Origin of the sequence: Rhizobium sp. BR 315 (assembly GCF_050577975.1) — a bacterium.
In the GTDB taxonomy this organism is placed as follows: Bacteria; Pseudomonadota; Alphaproteobacteria; order Rhizobiales; family Rhizobiaceae; genus Rhizobium; species Rhizobium miluonense.
On sequence record NZ_JARWKZ010000057.1, the window covers coordinates 1 to 19,748 of the forward strand.

The following is a 19,748-nucleotide window of genomic DNA, read 5'->3' on the forward strand; positions in this document are numbered from 1 at the left end:
CTGCCTTGGATATTTGCCCATGTTACGCTCTCGCCCTTTTGAGGCCGGGCTATGTCCGCGGATCCCGCAGGAACATCTAGCCTACTTCTCGCCTCGTCCAGGCCGCGTCATGCGGCACATATTGATGATTTTTCTTGATAGACTTGGTGGCGGACGTCAATTGCTACACGGATATGGAGAGCAAACTTTGGGGAGTTCGCGTAGATTTGGTAAAGCGTGTGTGAATTTTACACCAATGACTATAGGCAATGCTGGGGAGAACACGCATCACGGATAGTTTCCGGATGCCTTGTCGCAGATGCTTCAGGTCTTGCGGCGCGAGGAAGGCGGACGTACCACGACGCGATGTTCGAGCACAAAACCAGGCTCTTGCTCGCGCAGCACGCCGGACAGACGACAGAAATGCCCGCAGGCATCGCAACGGCACTGGCGGTCACCGCTATCCGCCGCAAAGCCGCGATAATGCATGCGATCGGCCACTCCACAATGCGGGCAGGCGATATCGGGCCGGATCTCCATGCCGAGCCTAACCCTTGATTCCCACTGGCCCGTCGGATCGAGCTCCAGGATCCATTGCCGCGTGCGMTTGATCCAGCGGGTGACTGTCGCCGGCTTGACGCCAAGGATTGCGGCCGCCTCGGTGACGGGCCGCTGCTGCGATAACAGCCGGATGAATTGCTCCAGGTTCTGGAATTTCAAGTTCGATATAGGGGTCCCTGTCGTGCGCCGGAAATGTACGTCGCAGGAAATGCAGCGAAACACCGGCAGGACCGGCCTTGGATGCGCCGCACGCATGGCAAGCACCGTCTCGCCGCCTTGGCAATGAGGACAGCGCGGCGGCGCTTCAGACGATGAGAACAATTCATCGAACTGACCTTGTAGCCAGCCACTGAAGACCTTGTCTTCTGTATCGGGAATTGGCCGATAGTGCCCCATCCGCGGCATCATCGGGTCAAAGGTGCGTTTCGGGGGTACGGCTGTCGTCATCGTCTTCGACACTATCGATCGGTCGTGATGGCGTCCACGCTGGCCGGGAGGATATCCCACGCAGACTTATTCTTTGCCATGGCGTCCACCGTGGCTTTTGCTTACCAACGCAGCAACGTGTTGGCGACGAGATGCCCTGAGTCGTGCCTGTTGACCGTCCCGCCAAGGACATCCCAATAACCCATGTCGAAATTGACATTGCCACCCGCGAGCTTAGCGCCTGCGGTCCAGCCGAGCATGTCGCCGCCTTCGATGCGATAGCGCGCCTGCGAGGCGATTTTAACGTACACTGTCAAATGATGTCCGGCCTGAGAGATCGGCGACGTTTTGTGCCGGAGATATGGGTAGCACTTTCGCTTTTTGGCGAGATATGATGGTATTGCGCGAACAGTTGCCCTCCGGCAATCAAGATAACGCTGGCGACAGGTGGTAAAAAAATCGCGCCCTCGACCAACTCCGATCGCCAGATCCGGATATGAGCCTGTCGTTTCCCTTTGACATTTCCGGACATTCTCAGCGATCAACACCTAGGGCACGGCTGATTTTTCGACGTTGACGCTCAGCAATAATCTCTTCTGCCCTGTCTACAGCGACGGCACGCTGGACTGTACGCATTTGCCCAAGGATGGCTTTGAAGGCCGATTGCTGAGATTTTGAGACCATGTTGGTAACACCAGCCTCGTTGCGTGAAATTGCACCAGGTCCGAAGCGAGCATCAAGTGCCTTACTGATAAAGGCAAATTCCTGCCGGACATCCGGTGGTAGCGAGCGGACGAGTCTGGTCAGCTCACGCGGATTCCTCTCCGTCTCGGACGTGATGTGTCGCAGCTCAGTCTGGGCAATTCTCGTCAACGCTGGAATAGGTACTGCCATCCGCTCCCGCTCAATCATGACCGCCGATTTTTCGTTCTCAAAAGCGCTCAAGTAATATCGACCGAGAGAGTGAATATCAGCACTAACTGCCTCAGCCGCCTGCAGCGCTTTCCTGCGCTCGCGACCACCGGCGAGCAGCCTATCCATCATCCTGCCGCTGCCGCGCAGGGCGCCATAGGCAGCCGGTTCTGTGGCAACGGCACGCGCAATGCGCTCAGGGTTGATCTGCTTACGAACCAGATCTTCGATCGTCGCCACGGCGGCTGCGGGGTCGCGCCAGATCACGGACGCGGTGGCAGCGAGTGTTGCTCTTGCCTGTTTGTAATGCTCAGTCTCGCTCACGCGCATCCGCGCCTCCTCATCGAGGTTCGCCTTGAATTTCGTGACCGCCGGCAACATCGCAGGTATGGTGTTGAGGTTGTCGGAGGTCGCCGCGGCGGCGATCATGAGAGAATCCCGTTGCTTAGCGAGCTCGGCGGCGAAGCGTTTGACAGCAGCAAATATCGCGATCAACTCGGTCCACTTTTCCTTCCCAATCGCTTCCGGCATGCCCATCGCGATATCGCGTTTTGCGAACTGATCAGTCTTTTCCGTAAATGCATCCCATCCGAACCGGCGGCTCAAGGCTTCACTCACCGCATTGATCTCCTGAACGACGAAGCGATCCTCCGCGGCAAGGCGAAATGCTGTGCGGTATGCTTCCTGCCCCCCCTTCTGTCGGATCGCTTCGACCTCTGCGAGCCGTCCTCTCGCTCTGTCGGAAAGGCCTGCCACTGTGACCTCCATGGACAACCGACGCCTTCGTTCGCGACCGTCGAACCAATCCGCCTGCTTACGAAATTCAATTGCGTGCGCCCGTGCAAGAACCGCCAATTCGGGCACCGCCGCCAAGGCGGCGGCCCTCTTCGCTCGATCACCGCGGCGGTCGATCAGCTTGTTGCTGCCATGCAACGCACCTAGGCTTTGCGGAGAGCGTGACAACCGGTCCGCAATGATGCCTGGATCCTGCGCGAGGTTCCATGATTGTTCGTTCAGACGGGAAAGCGCTCTATCTGGCTCACGATAGATTCGCTCAAGCAGCGAACGCAGGATCGCTTCTCCTTCCTTCCATTGAGGAGATGCGAGTTGGGCGAGACGCGCATCTTCCGCAATCGATGGGGAGATGGATTTCACTGCGGGCAGTAGATCGGAAGCATCCGCCACCGGAGCGAGCAACGCGCCTTTATCCTGGGTTGCGTGGATGGCGGTGTTTCGACCCGAAGTTTCGATCGTGGTGCCGAAGGCGACGTTCGCCCGCTGCCAGAGCCGCGCTAGATGATCACGTTGTTCGGCAAGCCAATTGGATAGACGCCCAGCCTGTGCTTCGACGGCGTGACTATAATCCGCGATAGTGTCGATGCCGCGCAGCCGTGCGAAGTCGAAAGCCACGGATCGATAAGACGCCTCATTTTCGAAATCGAGCGTCGTCGTCTTTTCGCCGGAGCGCGACAGCCGTTCGACTAATTGCGCGAAGAGCGCTGGTCCGTGATGTTTGGCGGCAACCTGCTCCATCCGATCCTCGGCGTTTTGAATTGAATCCGCTGTCCAGATATTGCGTTCGACAACACGATCCTCAAAGCGCTTCGCGCCCGTTTCCTCATCAATGACAGGCACTTTGACGGTAACTTTTTCAGTTCCATCCTTGCGCAGGGTCGCGGTATCGCCGACCCCCACGCCGGCATCCTCAAGCGCCTTGGGCAGATTGACGCCCCAAAGTCGATGCGTGGTTCCATCGTCCGTTTTGACGTCAACATAAGGAGAAGGACCCACGTCGTCCTGCTTGCGAAACTTCGCGAGACCGGTTTCAACAAGCTCGCCGGTGATACCGGCGGCATGTTCGACGCGTGCCGTCTTGCCCCATTCCAGCTTTGGCTGAAAATCTTCCAGTGCCGCATAAAGATCGACACGCTCGCGATGACGCGTCATGGCAACATAGGTCAGGTGTCGGTCCATCATCCCGGTTGCCAGCACAAAAGCGCGGTCGAAGGTCGATCCTTGGGTCTTGTGAATCGTTGCGGCGTAGCCATGGTCAACATTGCGATAAGTGTCTTCCGCGAACATGACATCCCGACCATTATCCAACCGAACGAAAAGGAATGGTTCCCCACCTCGATCCGTTGTCGATATCACCGTTCCAAACATGCCGTTCTTGACATGCTGAACGGTTAGATGAGGGGCCTTCGGTTCGACGAAACGCGCATTTTCCAGAAAGATGATCCGGTCGCCCACGGAGAACTCACGTCTGCCGCGCTCGGTGCGAAACGACCTACCCTCCCCAAGCGCATCCTGGTGCAACATAACCGCACGGATTGCGTCGTTGAGGCGCATCACATCGCTATTGGTGTGGGCGAGAACCATCAACTCGTCGCCACGCAGCTTACGACCCTCAACCTCCGCCTTGGCGATGGCATCAATGCGAGCGTTGGCCCAATCGGAGACGATCCGTTGAACCGCATCGCTCCGCGTGTCACTTTCGAGGAGATGGCCGTGGGCGCTGTAGACACTCAAGGCTTCCTCAACCTTTCCGCGGGCGAACAGACGAGATGCATCTCGCGCCCATCCGTGTCTCTGGCGGCGAACGCCAACCAATTCAGCAAAGCCGATGCGCTCGACGATGGCACGGAAGGAAGCTCCCGCCTGGATCGGCTGAAGTTGCATTGCGTCGCCCACAAGAACCACTTTCGCGCCGGCATCCTCGATGCGTTTGAGAAGAAGCATCATCTGTTCCGACGATACCATACCAGCTTCGTCTAGAACCAACACGTCGCCCTTCTGCAACGGGTCATATCCGTGCTTCCAGGCAAGCTCCCAAGCGGCAATCGTTCGTGAGCGGATCCCCGAGCTACCATGCAATGCCTCCGCCGCCTTGCCGGCTAATGCTGCTCCGAGGACGCGTCTGCCTTCCCCTTCCCAAGCGATTCGGGCCACACTCAGCAATGTCGATTTGCCGGTGCCGGCAGGGCCAACGACCGCAGTGATAGCATCATCGGCAGTGATGTGCCGAACCGCGTCGACCTGCTCAGTGTCGAGGCGAATGGCCTTGTCTGGTGCTGCCTCAATCTCAACTATCGCAGCATCAACTTGGGATGACGATACCGCGAAGCCACCGATGTTCAAGAGGTTGAATGCCGACCGCGCCATATGGAATTCGGTCTTGATCATCGCGCGCGTAGTGAAGATCGCCGGCAGCTCGACCCCACCGGTTTCCGCACTCATCTGCTGTGGCCGCAGTATCACCAAATCATCCGACGCCATCAGTTTCGCGCGGATATTGGCAAAAACGATTGGATCATCAACATGGCGGTGCAGGGCGCGGGCGATCTCGGTTTCATCGAAAGTCGAGCGCTCGTTGCTGAGTTGCCTAAGCAGTAGGCCGGGGTCGGCGGCGAGACGATCCGCCGTCTCGTAACGCTGCGCCAATGCTGCCGGGGCGAAATAAACATCGGCTCCTCTGCGTAGACGCGCGGTACGGGCTGGACCGAGATGGCGCTGCCCCATTCCCCGCAACCCCTGCTCCTCGTAGGAGCGGCCGTCTATACGGATATCGTGACCGGCAAGTGCCAGATGGTGCGTTACCGTTTCAGCCCAGGCAAGTTTCCACTCCTCCATCGTTGCCTTGTTGCCCGCCCACGGACGGTAAATGATTCTTCCTTTCGGCTTGTCGGGCGCTTTGAGGCGCAACGGTTCACCGCTGTTGTCAACGATAGCGACGTGCTTCAGGCCGAATCCTTCCGCCGTCAGTGGACGCAGCGTGGTCATGACGTGGACGTGCGGATTACCCTTCTTGTCGTGATAAACCCAGTCGGCCACCATCCCGCGCGACACCAGGTTCTCGCGAACGAAGTCGCGCACCAGTGCGACATTTTCCTTCCTGCTGAGCTCGTTTGGAAGCGCAAGGATGATCTCGCGGGCCAATTGTGCATCACGCCGAGTCTCAAAACAATCGACGGCATTCCAAAGCGCTTCGCTGGCGCCGGCAACCGATCGTCCGTCGATCACAATTCGCAACCATGCCGGTGTATCGTCAGGCAGAGCGAGTTCCTCATGAATGAGTTCGTCCGCCCCTGCGGAGTAGTGGAACTTAGTACCCACCTGCTCGTCCATCATCTTGGTGCGATGACGATAGGCAGCGGCTGAGACGATGCTCTGTCCCGCTCCGCGGCTGATCAATTTCGCTCTCAAAAACATAATAGCCAAATTTGACTCCCTTCTTTCGGGCTCGCCGGCACTGCAGCAAATATCGAGGTATTTGGCGAAAAGACCTCGGATGAGACCAATTTTCATGCATGCATTCCATTTTTCTACATTACTCGACCCAGTTTGACTACCGTATTTAAATCAGTATAAAAGATGCAATCAAAGTCGACCCTGATGGAAGAAAGGACAGACATGCGTGCAAGAACCACGGTCTCCGAGATCGACACACAGATCGAGCTGCTCAGGGAGAAACGCAAAAACGTAGTCGCCAAGGCCAATGAACGTTTCGCTAGCGCGGCACTGCGGGCCGGTCTCGCCGAGCTGGACATTTCCGACGCCGAGCTCGACGACGTCCTCGCCCAGATCACGGCGCGATTTCGCGATGGCGAAAAAAGGACGACCGGCGAATCCGCTTAAGAGGCTGGATCAGCGGATTGTGCTTCTCGAACGAAGGCAGCAACGCGACATGACGAACTATCGCAAGCGCGAAACACGCGACAAGATCATCTTCGGCGGATTGATCATCAAGGCTGGCTTAAGAAAAGCCGATCGCGCATTCCTACTCGGCGCGCTGATCGAGGCAAGCCGGATTCCGCCAGATACGGAACAATATCGCCAGCTACATAAGATTGGTATGGAAGCGTTCCGGAACGACGCACGCATGACCAATTCAGAAAGCAAAGATCTAACATGACGGTGTTGAGTTTGGCGAGATCTTGACCCCTGATTACAATTTTGCGCTAACCCTTCTGGACGGATCTAATTCCTTGAAAAGATCGATGGTTCGAAGACGGGGTTGGGTCATGACGAAACGCAAAACCGGGTTGAACCTTCACGCAACTCAACATTGAGGAGTTCGAATGGGGCCGATCAGCGAACGGGTCAGCGCATCAACAAGAATTGGTACGATGGGAGATTTTCATATTTGAAACTATCACGTATCTGAAATACGCGATAGTTTCAATTTCCTTGTAATTTCAAAAGCGCTGATGTAACTTTCCCGTATTTCAGATACGTGAAAGTTACATGGATGCCCCTTCATCTCGTCGGCGAAAACATTGATAAAATGCGTGGTCACCGCCAAGCGGAGGCCGGCAAGCTCGTGCAGCTCATGCGCGGCATCTATGTCGATGCTGACGACGATATAGACCAGACAATACGGACCCATGCTGTACGCATCGCCAAATATCTCTATCCGAATGCCTATCTGTCGGCCGCCAGCGCCGTCCTGCTTGGCCCGATGCGCGATGGCCGCCTATTCCTGACTGGCCGCCGTGTGCAGCGACAGCATATCAGGACACTCGAAATCATCCAGAACAAAGCGCCGGACCACCCTTCCATCGCGCAAGCGGCGGTCGGCGACGACATGGGCGAGTTGCGCGTGGACGTGTCTTCGCTGCGCCAGCGTTTTCTGGAAGCCTTCCGCATCCGTAGTGAACATGCGGCCTCGTTCGACGAAGACATGAAAGAGGCAATCGCCGCGCGGCTGATCGAAGAATACGGCAGTCCGGACAACGCAGCCGATGCAGTCTTCAAGCTTGCTCGCGACAATGACTGGCTTGCCGAAGGGAGTGCTGCTGAACGTTTCCTCAAACGGAAGCCTGCGCCCGCCGTTGCCGTTACCAACCAGGCAGCACTTGACCTGATCGTGGCCTGGCACGGGGCGCCGATCGGCAATCTGGCGCATGATGGCTTCGAATGGCGATGGAAGGCGTCCGATCCGGATGGTCCGCCGCTTGTGCGCCAGACCACGCCCGGCAGATTGCCGCCCTTCATTGAATCGCTGCTGCCGGAAGGCTGGCTCAACCGGGTGCTGAACAGCCCGGACGAGCGGGCGGAACTGCGAACCGGCAAGCGCTACATGTCGAATATCACCATTGTAGAGCGGCTAAGTGAGCTGGCGGCTCTGCCGCCCGATATTCTGCTGACCAGACTGATTAGCTTCACGGCAGATCACCTGTTCACGGGGACCTATGCCGGTCCCGGCCGCGGCGATATCCAGGACACGTTCGAACAGAACCTGGCAAAAATCTTCGCGACGGGCGCGACACCGCGACTGTCGGGTGTGCAGATCAAGGCGCCGATGTTCCTCGATGCGGACGGCGCCCTCATACCCAGCACTAACAAGCCGTTCACGCACATTCTGAAACCCGCCGGCACATCAGGGTTCGAGGCGCTGCCAGCAATCGAATGGCAATCCATGGCGCTTGGCCGGGCGGCCGGATTCATCGTGCCCGCCATTGCGCTCGTCGCTATGCCGGATGGAATGCCGCATGCGCTTGCGGTTGAACGATTCGATATCCGCACCAGCCTTGACGATATCCGCCGTCTGGCGCTTGAGGACATGACGTCCGTTCTGGGTGTGCGAGCGGAAGACAAATACACGGGCACCGTGGAACGGATCGCGGTCGCCCTGCGTCCGCTTTCCACCGACGCTGACGCGGACCTGCTGCTGGTCTTGCGGCGGGCGCTGTTTGCCTGGCTGATCGCAGACGGCGATATGCACTTGAAGAACATGGCCCTGCTGAAAATCGCAGAGCCAGGGCGAGGAGATTTCAGTTACGTCCGCATGGCGCCGCTATACGATGCGGTAACGACACGGGTTTTTCCGAACCTGCAGAACGACCATATGGCGCTTAAAATAAACGGCAAAGACGAACGGCTGAAGAGAACGGATTTCAGGCGCTTTGCGGCGACGGCCGGTATCCCGGTGACGGCCGCGGATAGCGCTATGGATGAACTGGTAGCGGCGCTGGCGCGTGGCTTGGATGATCTTGTTCTGCCGGAGCCGCTGACAGACGGGTCAGCCGTCGCTGAACGGGCAGCACAGATGCGTGAGATCGTCCGCGAGCGCCTGGCCGGTTTTGGATAGCGTCGGGTAAACAGCCGGTCCGCTGTATTGCAATCGAATGCAGTTGCGAGGAATCGAACTTATAACCCGGCAATTGCCGGGAATATGGCGCGCGAGGAACTGGCCGACACGCTCATGGTCGATCAGGTCGTCATCGATGATTTCGACGCTGCATATTGTTTGGGTCTGATCGGAGCGATTTGGAAACAGGAGGATACCGAACTCGTACTCTCCCAATTTCTCGAAGCGGGAAAACCCGTGCGATCATACCCGGAGTGGGCGTCGATATTTCGCCACGCGGCGCGGCAAATGGCTTGCTGATCATTGGCGACAACGAGGCCCCCCAGCTCCTTGCCCCCGCACACTCATCGAACTTCTTCAACGCAAACCGGATGAGAGGATGCCGTGATGATCACTGTCGTCCAGAGAAAGGTGACCTTGGGCTTGGGACCTTCCGCCGACGTGACAAACGTTGCTCCCTCGCAATCATCGGGCTGCATTCCATTCGATCAATGTATGCGTAGCTCTTGATGGGGGTCGAACCGCAGACATGATTGGGTCAAGAGGGAAAAGCAGTGGCAGCTGAATGCAGTCAATGCGTTGACGGCAATTCCCGCAGTTGCGAAACACCTCATTGTTTTTGCGGATAAAGCCAAGGCAGCACGGACCGTCCATGCAGATCGGTACGCTCAACCACGATATCCCTCGACAGCCGATCATCAATGGCGGCGCGTGCCACCTGCTCGCGATCGACGAGGGTTCTGCGCCGGTCAAAATCGCGCTCCCAGAGCAAGGCTTCCATGCACTCCAACACCGCGGCGCGCTCCGCCAGCACTTTCGGGTGCGTGTGCAGCCAGCGCAGGAACGGGATAGCCCCCTCGGTCTTCTGCCATAAACTACCACACTGCTCGATGTAAGCATGAGCGGTTTCCGGTTCAGCAAGATTCGAACCGTGCCAAATCGCGAGCGGCATAGGATCCGGGTTTCCGCTTAACATTTCGGCAATGTAGACATTCGCCACGAAGCCGCGACGCAGGCTGGTGGCGGCCGCGACCGGGTTGCCTCCTATCAAGTGGAGCAAACCCATCTCATAATGGTAGGGCGGGTAGTGGTCAGCCTCTCTTTTGAAGAAGCGAGTTGCCTTCGCCGTCTTGCCAATACGGAGATATTCCGAGCCGATTAGGAGCCGCACACCCTGATTGTCGTTCGGGTTCCACGCCAGCATTTTCTCCATCAGTGTCACCGCATCTCGACGCTGACCGAGGCGCAATTGACAAAGTGCGACACCATGGGCGGCGCGCAAAAAGGGCCGGTTCTCCAGAAAGCCCCATTCGATTGCGCCGGCGAACCCGGCGGGAATGGCACTTTCGCCCAATCGCCGCCCGCAGAGGCAAGCCTCGAGAGCAAGTTTCGGCTTCCCTTGCTCCAACAGGGCATAGCCGAGATGTGCATGGCCATCGATGAAATTCGGATGCCGCTCGACGATGCTCTTCAATACAGCGAGATACTTGGCCTCGGTTACACTCCCGCTCTCACGGCTATCGAGCGCGGCGTCAAGCTCGTCGGTGGCAATGTCATATGCGTCGCCGTGACGAAAGATGCCTGCATCGCCTGTGATTTCCAATGCTAGGGATCCGTCCATGTTTGTCCACTTCTCCTGGAAGCACCATTCCTCACGTTGCGATCGCAAGCCGCTGCCCAGACGAATCGCAAGCCATGATTTGGAATGAACACGGGTGCCGAGGAAAGCATTTTCGCGACTTCAACACCGATACAATGCCACGGACGGCATGTGCGGGGCGGCGAGCGGGGTGCAATGGTTTCGACCAGCGAGAAGTTGACGAGCTTCAGCACTCATCTTGCAAGAAGCCCAAGTCCCTTCAGGCCAAGCTGACGTGGAGATATGCTCGCGCAACTAAAGAGCACTGCCGACCTTCTCATCCAGCGTTCGTTAGGTTCTCTGGCCATTCCTCGATGGCCGCGCCTTCCTTTGGAGCCCAGGTCAGAATGCCACGAGGACGGCCACGTTGCGGATTGCCCAAAAGAGCCAAGCCGTCCCGGAACAGTGCATACTGATAGCTCCCCTCGTCCCTGCCACGCGCGAGCGTCTCGTCACCAAAGCCAAAGCCGGCAGGTTCGAGATCCGGCAACCGAACAATATCGGGCATGGAGTCCGGCCCGCTTTGGATGAGTCCGGTCAGCGCATCAAGGAAGGCCATGCCCGCGCCTTCCTCGATTGCGAAACAGCCGAGATGTGGCCATCGGTCCGATCTCGGCCTCAGTGACCAACGCAGCATATGGCGCCACTGACGTTCATTGTCGATAAATTCCGGCCACCAATTATGCAAAGGATCAAGCCACCAGAGCGATGAGGCCGGAACAAGGTAGCGGCGCCTTGCATATTGAAGCCTGAGAAACACCAGAGGTGTTATCGCCGGCATCGGCCGATCCCTTGAGCGTATCCAATCAATCCAACTGACAAGCTGATCACTTCCCATGAGGAAGAAGTTCGGGCGGTGCGCTGCCAGCACAATCGATGTGGGTGTGTCTCGTTCGCGAGAAATGTCGGGGGAGTTGGCGCGGGCGGGCCGCCTTTCTTGCCTTTTGATTTCTTTATGTTCGTTTCCGACAAGCCCAGAAACGCCCCAGAGGTTCCCGGCGCCGAACCGAAGGCAACACAGTAGCCGTGGATCACCTTGCCATAGTCTGAATTCTTGCCAAGGTGGGGCTTCACCTGCTCAAGGTACTTGTTCTTCGCCTTGAGGTGAACACTTGCCGCGCTGGCATTCTTGGCAAACGAGCCATGCGCTTCGGCCAAGACAACACCATGACCACTCGCATTGCCGCCTTCGTATAGGAAGTCGGCATGTGGGTCGAGCACGAAGGACAGACAAGCCGCATTCGCTCGCCATGTGTAACCGAGGACATTCATATGGAGATCGGTGATTCCGCTACCGACGCGCGCCGCGGAAAACGTTCGCTCCGCGTCGGCCAGGTGCTGAAAATTAGGCGACAAGGCGAATGTCAGACGATCCTCGATCATTGCCTCCAGCATCGGCAAAGTGCTTCGCTTGAGAGCGTCCAATACGACGGGTGGGGCATCGTCACGAACTGTGGCCGTTCTGGCGACGGCACCCGCAAGGGCGAGTGGTCCGAAAGTGAGGCTTTGGACCGGATGGGGTGCCTCGAAGTGCCGTGCAATCGGATTCGGAACGTGCCCGTGCGAATGTATATTTCGTCAGCGAAATCGACTTGTCATCGCTCCATAGCCCGACGGCGGCGACCAAACCGCTCATTTCCCTAGCCTCGCGGCCGCAACAGCGTGCGGCATCAGGAACGTGGCAATCTCCGCGATGACGTCCGTCAGATCGCCAGGATCGTGTGCAACGTCTTCAAGGAAAGCGTGCCATTGCCGCTGCTTTTGCTCGTCCTTGGCAAAGGCGTCCGTCAGGGCGTCCGGTAGCTCGGTCGGGATCGGAGTTTCGCGCCGTTCGAACGTCGCTGCGATTGCACGCGCCAATCGGTCATCGGTGAAATCGAATGACCTGCTGAGAATCCAGATATCGTAGAAGTCCTTCATCCGACTGTTTGCACGCCCCAGCATGACCATCGCCTGGAACTTCTCGGCGATGACCGTTTCTCGCGCATAGGCTCGGAGTCGGGGCATCGGAAAACCAAGCATGGAAGGATAATCTAGCATCTCCGCACCAGGCTCGAGCGCATCGCCAAATCCGATGTCGATCGTCAGGGTAATCCGGGCGCCGCTGATAGAAGCGACCACCCGTAACCTGAGCCCACCATATTCCAGTCCCTCGCGAATGCGATCCACGCGGAGGGTTTCGGCGTCGAACGTGACGGCATCGTCAGCCTCTTGCGCCAAAATCTCCCGAAAGGTCTCGAGCATCGGTTCTGGTTCAGGATTGCCAAAGCCCAAAAGGTCAAGGTCGCGCGTGCCGCGGTGCGGATCGTCAAACCAACTCATCATCAGCATCGCGCCCTTCAGCACGAAACGGCCCGCATGGGGTGACTGGCTGAGCCGGAACAGCAACCGTTCAAGGGCGAAGCGTGTCAGGATCAGATCAAAACTCTGCCCGTTTGCCTTGGCGAGTTGCAAAAGGCGAGCGCGCACCGAGGCTCCAAGATTTCTGATTTCCTTAGCCATTGGCGGTCAGTGCCTCGAGATACGGACGGATTACGGTGCCAACACCACCGCGCTCGGCTTGGTCAGCGATTTCGCCAGGAGTAGCCCTTCGTTGCCGCAGCGTCTCCTGCAGCCCCTCTATCGCCACGGATAGGCCAATCTTGTTGCGATAGCGAAAGCAATCGGCAATCGTCTTGGCGATTCCAAAAACCTTCACCGGAACGCCTTCAACGACATGGGTCTCGACGCTTTCGTTGAGAAAGCTGTCTGTGAAACGCACGATGCGCATAGTAGCAGGGCCTTCCGGTTGCGGAGCCCAGTCTTTGCGGCCTATGGCAAGCCAGATTTGTCTCGGAAGTTGATCCGTCAAGCCGTGGAAAGCGAGGGCCGAAACAAGGCAGATAATGGCTTTCGGGGCGCGTTTGGCAATCTCCGCCAGGCTATGGTTGGCATCGAGTTCTGCATCGGGAAGTTGATAAAGACCGCGGGCAAGCCGCACGACCTCACCATTCCGTTCCATTCGGCTCATGGTCGCCGCCGTCACGCCTGCATTCCGCAGTTCCGCGAGACGTGCTATCCCGCGTTCAGCGAGCACGGTTCGGGCGATTTGGCGTTGCGTGACGGAAGCCGGCATTGATACGAAAACTCGGAGCATAGAATCTATTATCCGAGGATTTGTATCACAATCCTTAGACCCAAGAAAGCCGCCGATTGGCGAAGTCGTCAGCCGATAATAAACACTTGCTCTTGAAGAGATATGAACTCGTGATCCTTCAAGCGAACTCATCTAATGAAAACAATCGCTTAGGCTACATAAGGTGGGTAATCTATCTTATGGAACTTGTCACGAATGTTGGTCGCTGGTCTTACTCTATTTGGAATGGCCCGTGTGTGAATGATAATGTCCTTTATCATGCATATGGAGGAGGCACATATGGACATCGACAACTTGCTTAAAAGTATGCAGCTCAGCAGTCCACTGACCGGTCGGTCACCCCATGATCTCAATCCGGCCAGCTGGATGTATGAGCGCATTGTGAGGTCTATTATCGCATTTGAAGAGAAGCTGGACCCCGAGCTTGAAATTGGCGCGCGTCTGGTGAGCTTCGCCTCGAGCGAGATCATTCACATCGACGATGTGGGTTATTGGGGGCCGGACATCATCAAGTTTTACGGCAAGAATGCCGACGGACATCCTGTTGAATTAATCCAGCATATGTCGCAGCTGAGTGTGCTGCTGGTTGCCGTCAAACCCTTGGCGGAACCACGGCGCATCGGGTTCGCCTTGCAGACAAAGCTGGAGGCTAAGTCCGAGGATGTCGCCGATGGCGAATAGCCTCGCCGCCAAGCACGTCGTTCGTGCCGTCGGGTTCCAGGACGTCGCCGGCGGTCGCGCGCCATGCTGGAACTGGATCTCCGCGACACGGAAACTGAATGGCAGCGTCGCCAATCAAATGCAACCGTGAACTCTCTATATATAATAGTAGGCGATCATCATGACCGACTTTGCCGATAAAAGTGACAAGGACATCGACCAGTGGATTTCGAACCACGAGAAGCACGCCAAGATCGACGTCACGCTCTATTTCGAGCTTCTGGAAGAACTAGCACGGCGGGCACAGGCAAAGGGCGGCCTGTATCTGGAAAAGTCACTTTCGGCGCTGAAGCAAGCGGCGATCGCCGGCATCTGCATCAGTTATGGTGATCTGGCCAACGCCAGCGGCGTCGAGTGGAGCAAGGCCCGCCAGCAGATGAACGGTAAGAATGGTCACCTCGACCGACTGCTGGAGCTTTGCCATGCCCGTCGGTCGCCCTTGCTGACGGCGATTTGTGTCAATCAGAAGAACGTCGAGCAAGGTGAGCTCGAGGCCGCCGCCCTGTCGGGTTTTGCCGAAGGCGCTCGCCGGATCGGCCGGAAGGTCACGGATGAGCGCGCCTTCCACCATGCCTGCCGGGCGGAATGCTGGGCATGGGGGCAAGCGCAATGAGCGTTGCTATCATTGCTGCTGACAGCCCGGGCACCCTGCCGGCCGCCATTGTCCGCGGCGGCGATCGTGCCAGGTTGCGTTTTCTCGAGTTTTTTGCCGCGCAGATCCGCAATGCCAATACCCGGCGGTCTTATGCCAGGGCTGCGGTGGAGTTTCTGGCCTGGTGCGAGCCGCGCGGCGCCAGCACTCTCGAGGCCATCACACCGATCCACGTCGCCGGTTGGGTCGAGGAGCTGACCGGGACGCATGCGGCGCCGACGGTCAAGCAACGGCTGGCCGCCATCCGTCACCTGTTCGACTGGCTGGTGACTGGCCATATCATGCAGACCAACCCGGCCCATTCGGTGCGCGGCCCAAAACATTCGCGCAAGCGGGGCAAGACGCCGGTGCTGTCGCCGGAGGAAGCCCGTCAGTTGCTGGCCAGCATCCCGGCCGACGCCCTGATCGGCAAGCGCGACCGGGCACTAATCGGCCTGATGACCTATACCTTCGCCCGGATCGGCGCCGCCACCGCCATGGAGGTGCAGGACGTGTTTTCGCAGAACCGGCGCTTATGGGTGCGGCTGCACGAAAAGGGTGGCAAGCAGGTCGAACTGCCGTGCCACCATACGCTTGAGGATTACCTGCATGATTATATCGAGGCGGCCGGGCTGAAGGACAGTCCGAGGGCGCCGCTGTTCCAGAGTTTCAGGCGCGGGACCTCGGACCTATCCGGCGATGGCCTGCTGCAATCCGATGCCTATCGATTGGTGCAGCGCCGGGCCGCAGCGGCCGGGATCGACACGAATGTCTGCAATCATACCTTCCGTGCCACCGGCATCACCGCCTATCTGAAGAATGGTGGCACGCTCGAAAAGGCGGCCAATATCGCCAATCACTCGTCGACCCGCACCACCCAGCTCTATGATCGCCGTGACGACGACGTGAGCCTGGACGAAATCGAGCGGATATTGATCTAACAAAGCCCAGCCTGAACCGGATTATACAATCATGGCACTCGAATACTTTATCCAATTCCCTTGCAAAGTTCGCGAACAAGTCGCTCAAGAGGACCTTTTGGCGATGTTAAAGGCGCAAGGACGCTATCAGGCGATAGTAGACGTTCAACAAAAGAGTATGCCGGAGGGGAAAAATATAGGCGATTCCAAGATCGTCCTCATACAGCGAGGTCCAAACGGCGACGAAAAGGTTGAAGTCAAGCTCTCGGAGCTAGCTGGTCAAGCCGCGCCGTTGAAGCAGCTCGCAACCATCTGTGAGAACTGCCCTGCAAATCTGCGCCAAGCTGAATTCGGATGTGGCGGCACATTGCACTACCCTATATCGCTCCGAGCGGAAGAATGGCTGATTTCCCGGCTACCGGATGATTTGACGTCGAATCAGGGTAAGATGTTACTTGCGGCGCTCAAAGATTTTAACTTCGACGGTGCACCTATCGATAGGTTAAGAAGCAGCCGATCCTTGTTTCAGTCTGACAAACCGTGCCAGCGCAAATGGGGCGGTTTTCTATCCAAAAAGACGATCATCAATTCAAGCCAGGTGCTACAAATGCTCATGCATGTGGGTCATTTGAGCCCGTCACATGCGAAGCTCGCCGCTTATTTTGTCGGTTTTGTCGACGATCAATTCCGCTATACGGACGCGCGGCAAACCAAAGACCAGCCAAATGACGCTCCGGGAGTCATCGGTCTAAAAGCGTTCCTTCGGGCTGTTGGGTTCGCTGGCGCGAATAATTTGCCCGTTTTTATAGAAGCTTGATTTCCGAGACTTCGCAAAAATCATCCTCGAGTAGGTGAGATGACAACAATAGTGCCTCCGAAACGCGTCTTTGACCCCATGCTGCCGCTGGTCGGGCACTATCGGCCGATTCCCGATACAGAAGACGAGGCACTCACGGCGTGGCTGCAAGGCCAGTTCGACGAAATCCTCTCGCATTGGGAAGCGCCGCCACGTTGCCCACATTGTCAGGGCGGGGAAACCGTGCTTGCCACGCGGGCCGCGCATCCAAAGCCAGTGATCCCCGTCTTTCGATGCCTCGACTGCGATGTCCATTTCCGCCGTACCACGGGCACGCCGCTATCTGGGCTAAAGTTCCAGAAGCTCCCGCAGTTCATCAGGCTATTGTCACAGCAGCGGCCGGTGACCGACGCTGCGGATGTGCTTGGCGTCAAGGCGGTGACGGTTGTGCGTTGGATCAAGCGGACCCGCCAGTGGATGCTGCAGCTCGATCCAACCGGACACTGGGAGGCAAAGGTCAGGCTCGGGATGGAAATCCGTCCCGAGATCACTTGCCCACATTGTGGCGCGGTTGATCGCATGCATTATCGTGGATTTGATGCCGACACAGGCGAGCGCAGATGCCGATGCGACGCCTGCGGATATTACCGCCGCCTGTCCGACCTGCTCCAGGAGCAGGGACCTGATTTTGCGCTCGAGCATCGCGTCGCGGTGCGGCCGCCATCATCACGCCGGAAGGGCTGAAGGGTGATAATTTGTGTTTTCTGATCCCGGAGAACTGATTACGGGTTAGGCTTTTTCCTCGGGATATTCGAATTTAGCGCTAACTCTGCCGTCGCTATCTATAGACAAGGTAAAAGCGTGCCAGTCGCCGCCAGTGTGCGCTTTCATTTTGGCGTGAAGTTCCTTAACGAGCGGCATTATTGCTGCGCGCAAGTTTCGATCTAGCGCCGCGGAAACCAAATTTCCCGCCTCAACGTATTCAAATTGTTGACTTACGCTAGAACTGCCATCTTCGAACCGTTCATAGTCAAATCGGCACTTTGCGGTTTCGATATTCTGCGGACAGTTCCCCCTTACAATACGGTATAGCTGATCGAGTATTAGCCGTTGCTCTTCGATAGCGTTCATTGTCCGCCTCCTGCTTCATTCACGAAGCGCAGCTCTCGTCAAGGACGGTTGGTGCGTTTGCGACTTGCCAGCACGCGCGAGACCAGTTCTCCGTCGAGAACGCGATCCGGGGAAAGCCTGACGATCTCCGACGGATCAACCGGCGCCACCAGGCTTACGAAGTCGATGACAGGCTTTGGCGGCGTCTCATAGTCCAAATTGAAGCCGTCCGGTCCGGTTTGATAGCCGATGGCAGTTAGGAGCTCGGTCACTTGCGCCCAGGGAACGAAACCGAACACACCCTTCCCATCCGGCCCTGGACGCGCCACCAGGACAAAATCGACTTCCGGCAAGATGGACGGAAGGCCGTCACCCCAAACGGCGACCGTGTGTGCGTACCCCGCGACATTCATGTAAAGAACCTGCGGAACGAACTGCTTGTCTCCGCATGAGGCCTGGCGAATTGGCTGGCTGTAGTTCCACTGCCAGGCTTTATGCAACTGGCTCGCCGGCAAGCACCAGATAGGTGCGTCCGACTGGGAAAGGACCGCCGTCATGCCGAATTCATTGCCGCCATTCCAGCCTCGCAGAAATCCCTCTCCCGAATAGGGGCCGTCCCCCATACCGTTCATCTGCGGATCATAGATCTGACATGGAAATCTTTTCAGCAGTTCGGCAATTTCGATCTCTGCTTCCAGGCCGAAAAAACTCGGCCGGCAATAATTGATTTCTATGTGTGCCTTGATTTCACTGCTGCGCAAAAAGCCCTTCTTCTTCTCGCTGGGGTTCAGCATGAAATACACACCGGTAAGCTCGTTCTCATACATGAACCGGCTTCCATTGGCCTTGTAATGGGCGCGGGCCGCGAGAAAACTGTGAATGTCTTTCATTCGAACGCCGGGCTTGAAGTTCAGGTAGAGATCGTAACTCATACTATCGCTATTCTCATACGGTTCTTGGGGACGCGGGATGCTGTCGGGAGCATCCGGTCGAGATGAATACATGTCGTGCGCCGCATCGTTGGCTCTCCGGACGCGGAACGCTGAATTGTTGGATCACGGCACTTGTGCTTCCTCGGTAATGCGAAACAAGTCCGGCCTGAAATGCTTCTTCAACTCCACCCGCCGACGCGAAAACGTCGGGAAATCGTTGAAACAATCCATGATGTCGTCGCTCATCAGCAGAAGGTAACCACCAGCGAGCTCTTCGACGTGATAGCCAAGCTTAGCAAGTTCGGCGAAATCAGCCTCATGCGCAAAAGGCGCGCCGAAGAAGGTCGCCCAGGCGATATTGGAAAGTTGCTTATTTAGAAGAGTACCGCCGACGCCTGGGTAATAGGGTGAATATCCAGGTGCATTCAATCGCTTTTCGACCTCTGCTGGAACATGAAAAAATCCCGCGGCGGCCTTCGTCAAGGAACAAATCCCTTTGAAAAAGGATAGCCAATTCGTCGCCTCGTTATAGGCAGCCAGCAATGATATCCTTCCCGGAATCAAATTTCCCTTTTTACTTCTGCCCGTGAAATCGATGTGACCCGAATTTCGGAGTGCAGCTTTGCGATCCCAAGGAACACCCCATAAGGTCTCATACGAGCCATTTGGCCCCTCAAGTTGCACCCGCTTTCCCCAATGCGGCTTAAAAGAATCAATGGCTTGGTATTTTTCTAGGTTGTCGGAGTTCCCGATAGTCTCGGGTGTGAGACGTGGGTCAGCTTCGATCAACATTTCAAAAAAGCGACGACCATAGATCCAGTCAGAAAATTCGTGCTCAGTGACAATACTAAGCTGGACTACAGGCTCATCTCGTTTCCATTCACTTGTCACTACTA

Annotated in this window: 21 protein-coding genes; 10 read left to right on the plus strand and 11 right to left on the minus strand. The window is 57.0% G+C overall.

What is annotated here, in order from left to right; genetic code table 11:
- Positions 1–303 precede the first annotated feature (303 nt).
- The 3 genes from QD409_RS30420 to traA all read right to left on the minus strand — a co-directional run bounded on the left by QD409_RS30420 (position 304) and on the right by traA (position 6,096).
- Positions 304–987: a DUF746 domain-containing protein gene (locus tag QD409_RS30420; RefSeq protein WP_430764503.1), complete on the minus strand. Its 684-nt coding sequence runs from the start codon at positions 985–987 to the stop codon at positions 304–306.
- A gap of 101 nt (positions 988–1,088) precedes the next feature.
- On the minus strand, positions 1,089–1,283 hold the full coding sequence (locus tag QD409_RS30425) for a hypothetical protein (RefSeq protein WP_430764504.1): 195 nt from the start codon (positions 1,281–1,283) through the stop codon (positions 1,089–1,091).
- Positions 1,284–1,500: 217 nt separating this feature from the next.
- Positions 1,501–6,096 carry a Ti-type conjugative transfer relaxase TraA gene (gene traA / locus QD409_RS30430; protein ID WP_430764524.1) on the minus strand — a complete coding sequence of 1,532 codons (4,596 nt, stop codon included), beginning with the start codon at positions 6,094–6,096 and terminating at the stop codon, positions 1,501–1,503.
- A gap of 192 nt (positions 6,097–6,288) precedes the next feature.
- Between traA and QD409_RS30435 the strand changes: the two genes are divergently transcribed.
- The 4 genes from QD409_RS30435 (at position 6,289) to QD409_RS30450 (ending at position 9,268) form a co-directional block, all read left to right on the plus strand.
- A complete protein-coding gene (locus QD409_RS30435; RefSeq protein WP_430764505.1) occupies positions 6,289–6,513 on the plus strand; it encodes a TraC family protein in 225 nt (74 codons plus the stop codon).
- Positions 6,514–6,562: 49 nt separating this feature from the next.
- On the plus strand, positions 6,563–6,790 hold the full coding sequence (locus tag QD409_RS30440) for a conjugal transfer protein TraD (protein ID WP_430764506.1): 228 nt from the start codon (positions 6,563–6,565) through the stop codon (positions 6,788–6,790).
- Between the two features lie 336 nt (positions 6,791–7,126).
- Positions 7,127–8,968, plus strand: a complete 1,842-nt coding sequence (locus QD409_RS30445) for a type II toxin-antitoxin system HipA family toxin (RefSeq protein ID WP_430764507.1) — start codon at positions 7,127–7,129, stop codon at positions 8,966–8,968.
- Between the two features lie 84 nt (positions 8,969–9,052).
- A complete protein-coding gene (locus tag QD409_RS30450; protein WP_430764508.1) occupies positions 9,053–9,268 on the plus strand; it encodes a hypothetical protein in 216 nt (71 codons plus the stop codon).
- A 310-nt stretch (positions 9,269–9,578) separates the two neighbouring features.
- Here QD409_RS30450 and QD409_RS30455 read toward each other — a convergent pair whose 3' ends face one another.
- From QD409_RS30455 to QD409_RS30475, 5 genes are all read right to left on the minus strand, one after another.
- Positions 9,579–10,589: a tetratricopeptide repeat protein gene (locus QD409_RS30455; protein ID WP_430764509.1), complete on the minus strand. Its 1,011-nt coding sequence runs from the start codon at positions 10,587–10,589 to the stop codon at positions 9,579–9,581.
- A gap of 295 nt (positions 10,590–10,884) precedes the next feature.
- On the minus strand, positions 10,885–11,166 hold the full coding sequence (locus QD409_RS30460; protein WP_430764510.1) for a hypothetical protein: 282 nt from the start codon (positions 11,164–11,166) through the stop codon (positions 10,885–10,887).
- A gap of 209 nt (positions 11,167–11,375) precedes the next feature.
- A complete protein-coding gene (locus tag QD409_RS30465) occupies positions 11,376–11,990 on the minus strand; it encodes a hypothetical protein (RefSeq protein WP_430764511.1) in 615 nt (204 codons plus the stop codon).
- A 249-nt stretch (positions 11,991–12,239) separates the two neighbouring features.
- The gene (locus QD409_RS30470) at positions 12,240–13,109 is read right to left on the minus strand and encodes a nucleotidyl transferase AbiEii/AbiGii toxin family protein (RefSeq protein WP_430764512.1); all 870 of its coding nucleotides are present in this window, start codon (positions 13,107–13,109) and stop codon (positions 12,240–12,242) included.
- Positions 13,102–13,722: a type IV toxin-antitoxin system AbiEi family antitoxin domain-containing protein gene (locus QD409_RS30475; RefSeq protein ID WP_430764513.1), complete on the minus strand. Its 621-nt coding sequence runs from the start codon at positions 13,720–13,722 to the stop codon at positions 13,102–13,104. The genes QD409_RS30470 and QD409_RS30475 overlap by 8 nt, the downstream gene beginning before the upstream one ends.
- A 300-nt stretch (positions 13,723–14,022) precedes the next feature.
- Here QD409_RS30475 and QD409_RS30480 point away from each other — a divergent pair, with 300 nt between their 5' ends.
- The 6 genes from QD409_RS30480 (at position 14,023) to QD409_RS30505 (ending at position 17,554) form a co-directional block, all read left to right on the plus strand.
- A complete protein-coding gene (locus QD409_RS30480; protein ID WP_430764514.1) occupies positions 14,023–14,424 on the plus strand; it encodes a DUF6173 family protein in 402 nt (133 codons plus the stop codon).
- Positions 14,414–14,554 (plus strand): hypothetical protein, encoded by a 141-nt coding sequence (locus QD409_RS30485; protein WP_430764515.1) that lies wholly within the window; start codon positions 14,414–14,416, stop codon positions 14,552–14,554. Before QD409_RS30480 ends, QD409_RS30485 begins: the two co-directional genes overlap by 11 nt.
- A gap of 30 nt (positions 14,555–14,584) precedes the next feature.
- Positions 14,585–15,076 carry a hypothetical protein gene (locus QD409_RS30490; protein ID WP_430764516.1) on the plus strand — a complete coding sequence of 164 codons (492 nt, stop codon included), beginning with the start codon at positions 14,585–14,587 and terminating at the stop codon, positions 15,074–15,076.
- Entirely contained in the window at positions 15,073–16,035 is a 963-nt protein-coding gene (locus tag QD409_RS30495; protein WP_430764517.1) for a tyrosine-type recombinase/integrase, read from the plus strand. Before QD409_RS30490 ends, QD409_RS30495 begins: the two co-directional genes overlap by 4 nt.
- 31 nt (positions 16,036–16,066) lie before the next feature.
- A complete protein-coding gene (locus QD409_RS30500; protein ID WP_430764518.1) occupies positions 16,067–16,831 on the plus strand; it encodes a hypothetical protein in 765 nt (254 codons plus the stop codon).
- A 78-nt stretch (positions 16,832–16,909) separates the two neighbouring features.
- Complete coding sequence (locus tag QD409_RS30505) at positions 16,910–17,554, plus strand: DUF746 domain-containing protein (RefSeq protein ID WP_430764519.1); 645 nt, start codon at positions 16,910–16,912, stop codon at positions 17,552–17,554.
- A gap of 45 nt (positions 17,555–17,599) precedes the next feature.
- On the opposite strand, the gene QD409_RS30510 is transcribed toward QD409_RS30505, so the two are convergent.
- The 3 genes from QD409_RS30510 to QD409_RS30520 all read right to left on the minus strand — a co-directional run bounded on the left by QD409_RS30510 (position 17,600) and on the right by QD409_RS30520 (position 19,743).
- Positions 17,600–17,941, minus strand: coding sequence for a hypothetical protein (locus tag QD409_RS30510; RefSeq protein ID WP_430764520.1), 342 nt, complete (start codon positions 17,939–17,941; stop codon positions 17,600–17,602).
- Positions 17,942–17,979: 38 nt separating this feature from the next.
- Entirely contained in the window at positions 17,980–18,852 is an 873-nt protein-coding gene (locus tag QD409_RS30515; protein ID WP_430764521.1) for a hypothetical protein, read from the minus strand.
- Positions 18,853–18,975: 123 nt separating this feature from the next.
- Positions 18,976–19,743: a hypothetical protein gene (locus QD409_RS30520; protein WP_430764522.1), complete on the minus strand. Its 768-nt coding sequence runs from the start codon at positions 19,741–19,743 to the stop codon at positions 18,976–18,978.
- Between the last annotated feature and the right edge of the window lie 5 nt (positions 19,744–19,748).

Bases quoted from the DNA above. Each gene is read 5' to 3' on its own strand.
- QD409_RS30435 (WP_430764505.1), top strand. From the start codon at position 6,289: ATGCGTGCAAGAACCACGGTCTCCGAGATCGACACACAGATCGAGCTG.
- QD409_RS30440 (WP_430764506.1), top strand. From the start codon at position 6,563: ATGACGAACTATCGCAAGCGCGAAACACGCGACAAGATCATCTTCGGC.
- QD409_RS30445 (WP_430764507.1), top strand. From the start codon at position 7,127: ATGCCCCTTCATCTCGTCGGCGAAAACATTGATAAAATGCGTGGTCAC.
- QD409_RS30450 (WP_430764508.1), top strand. From the start codon at position 9,053: ATGGCGCGCGAGGAACTGGCCGACACGCTCATGGTCGATCAGGTCGTC.
- QD409_RS30455 (WP_430764509.1), bottom strand. From the start codon at position 10,589: ATGGACGGATCCCTAGCATTGGAAATCACAGGCGATGCAGGCATCTTT.
- QD409_RS30460 (WP_430764510.1), bottom strand. From the start codon at position 11,166: ATGGCCTTCCTTGATGCGCTGACCGGACTCATCCAAAGCGGGCCGGAC.
- QD409_RS30465 (WP_430764511.1), bottom strand. From the start codon at position 11,990: ATGATCGAGGATCGTCTGACATTCGCCTTGTCGCCTAATTTTCAGCAC.
- QD409_RS30470 (WP_430764512.1), bottom strand. From the start codon at position 13,109: ATGGCTAAGGAAATCAGAAATCTTGGAGCCTCGGTGCGCGCTCGCCTT.
- QD409_RS30475 (WP_430764513.1), bottom strand. From the start codon at position 13,722: ATGCCGGCTTCCGTCACGCAACGCCAAATCGCCCGAACCGTGCTCGCT.
- QD409_RS30480 (WP_430764514.1), top strand. From the start codon at position 14,023: ATGGACATCGACAACTTGCTTAAAAGTATGCAGCTCAGCAGTCCACTG.
- QD409_RS30485 (WP_430764515.1), top strand. From the start codon at position 14,414: ATGGCGAATAGCCTCGCCGCCAAGCACGTCGTTCGTGCCGTCGGGTTC.
- QD409_RS30490 (WP_430764516.1), top strand. From the start codon at position 14,585: ATGACCGACTTTGCCGATAAAAGTGACAAGGACATCGACCAGTGGATT.
- QD409_RS30495 (WP_430764517.1), top strand. From the start codon at position 15,073: ATGAGCGTTGCTATCATTGCTGCTGACAGCCCGGGCACCCTGCCGGCC.
- QD409_RS30500 (WP_430764518.1), top strand. From the start codon at position 16,067: ATGGCACTCGAATACTTTATCCAATTCCCTTGCAAAGTTCGCGAACAA.
- QD409_RS30505 (WP_430764519.1), top strand. From the start codon at position 16,910: ATGCTGCCGCTGGTCGGGCACTATCGGCCGATTCCCGATACAGAAGAC.
- QD409_RS30510 (WP_430764520.1), bottom strand. From the start codon at position 17,941: ATGAACGCTATCGAAGAGCAACGGCTAATACTCGATCAGCTATACCGT.
- QD409_RS30515 (WP_430764521.1), bottom strand. From the start codon at position 18,852: ATGAGTTACGATCTCTACCTGAACTTCAAGCCCGGCGTTCGAATGAAA.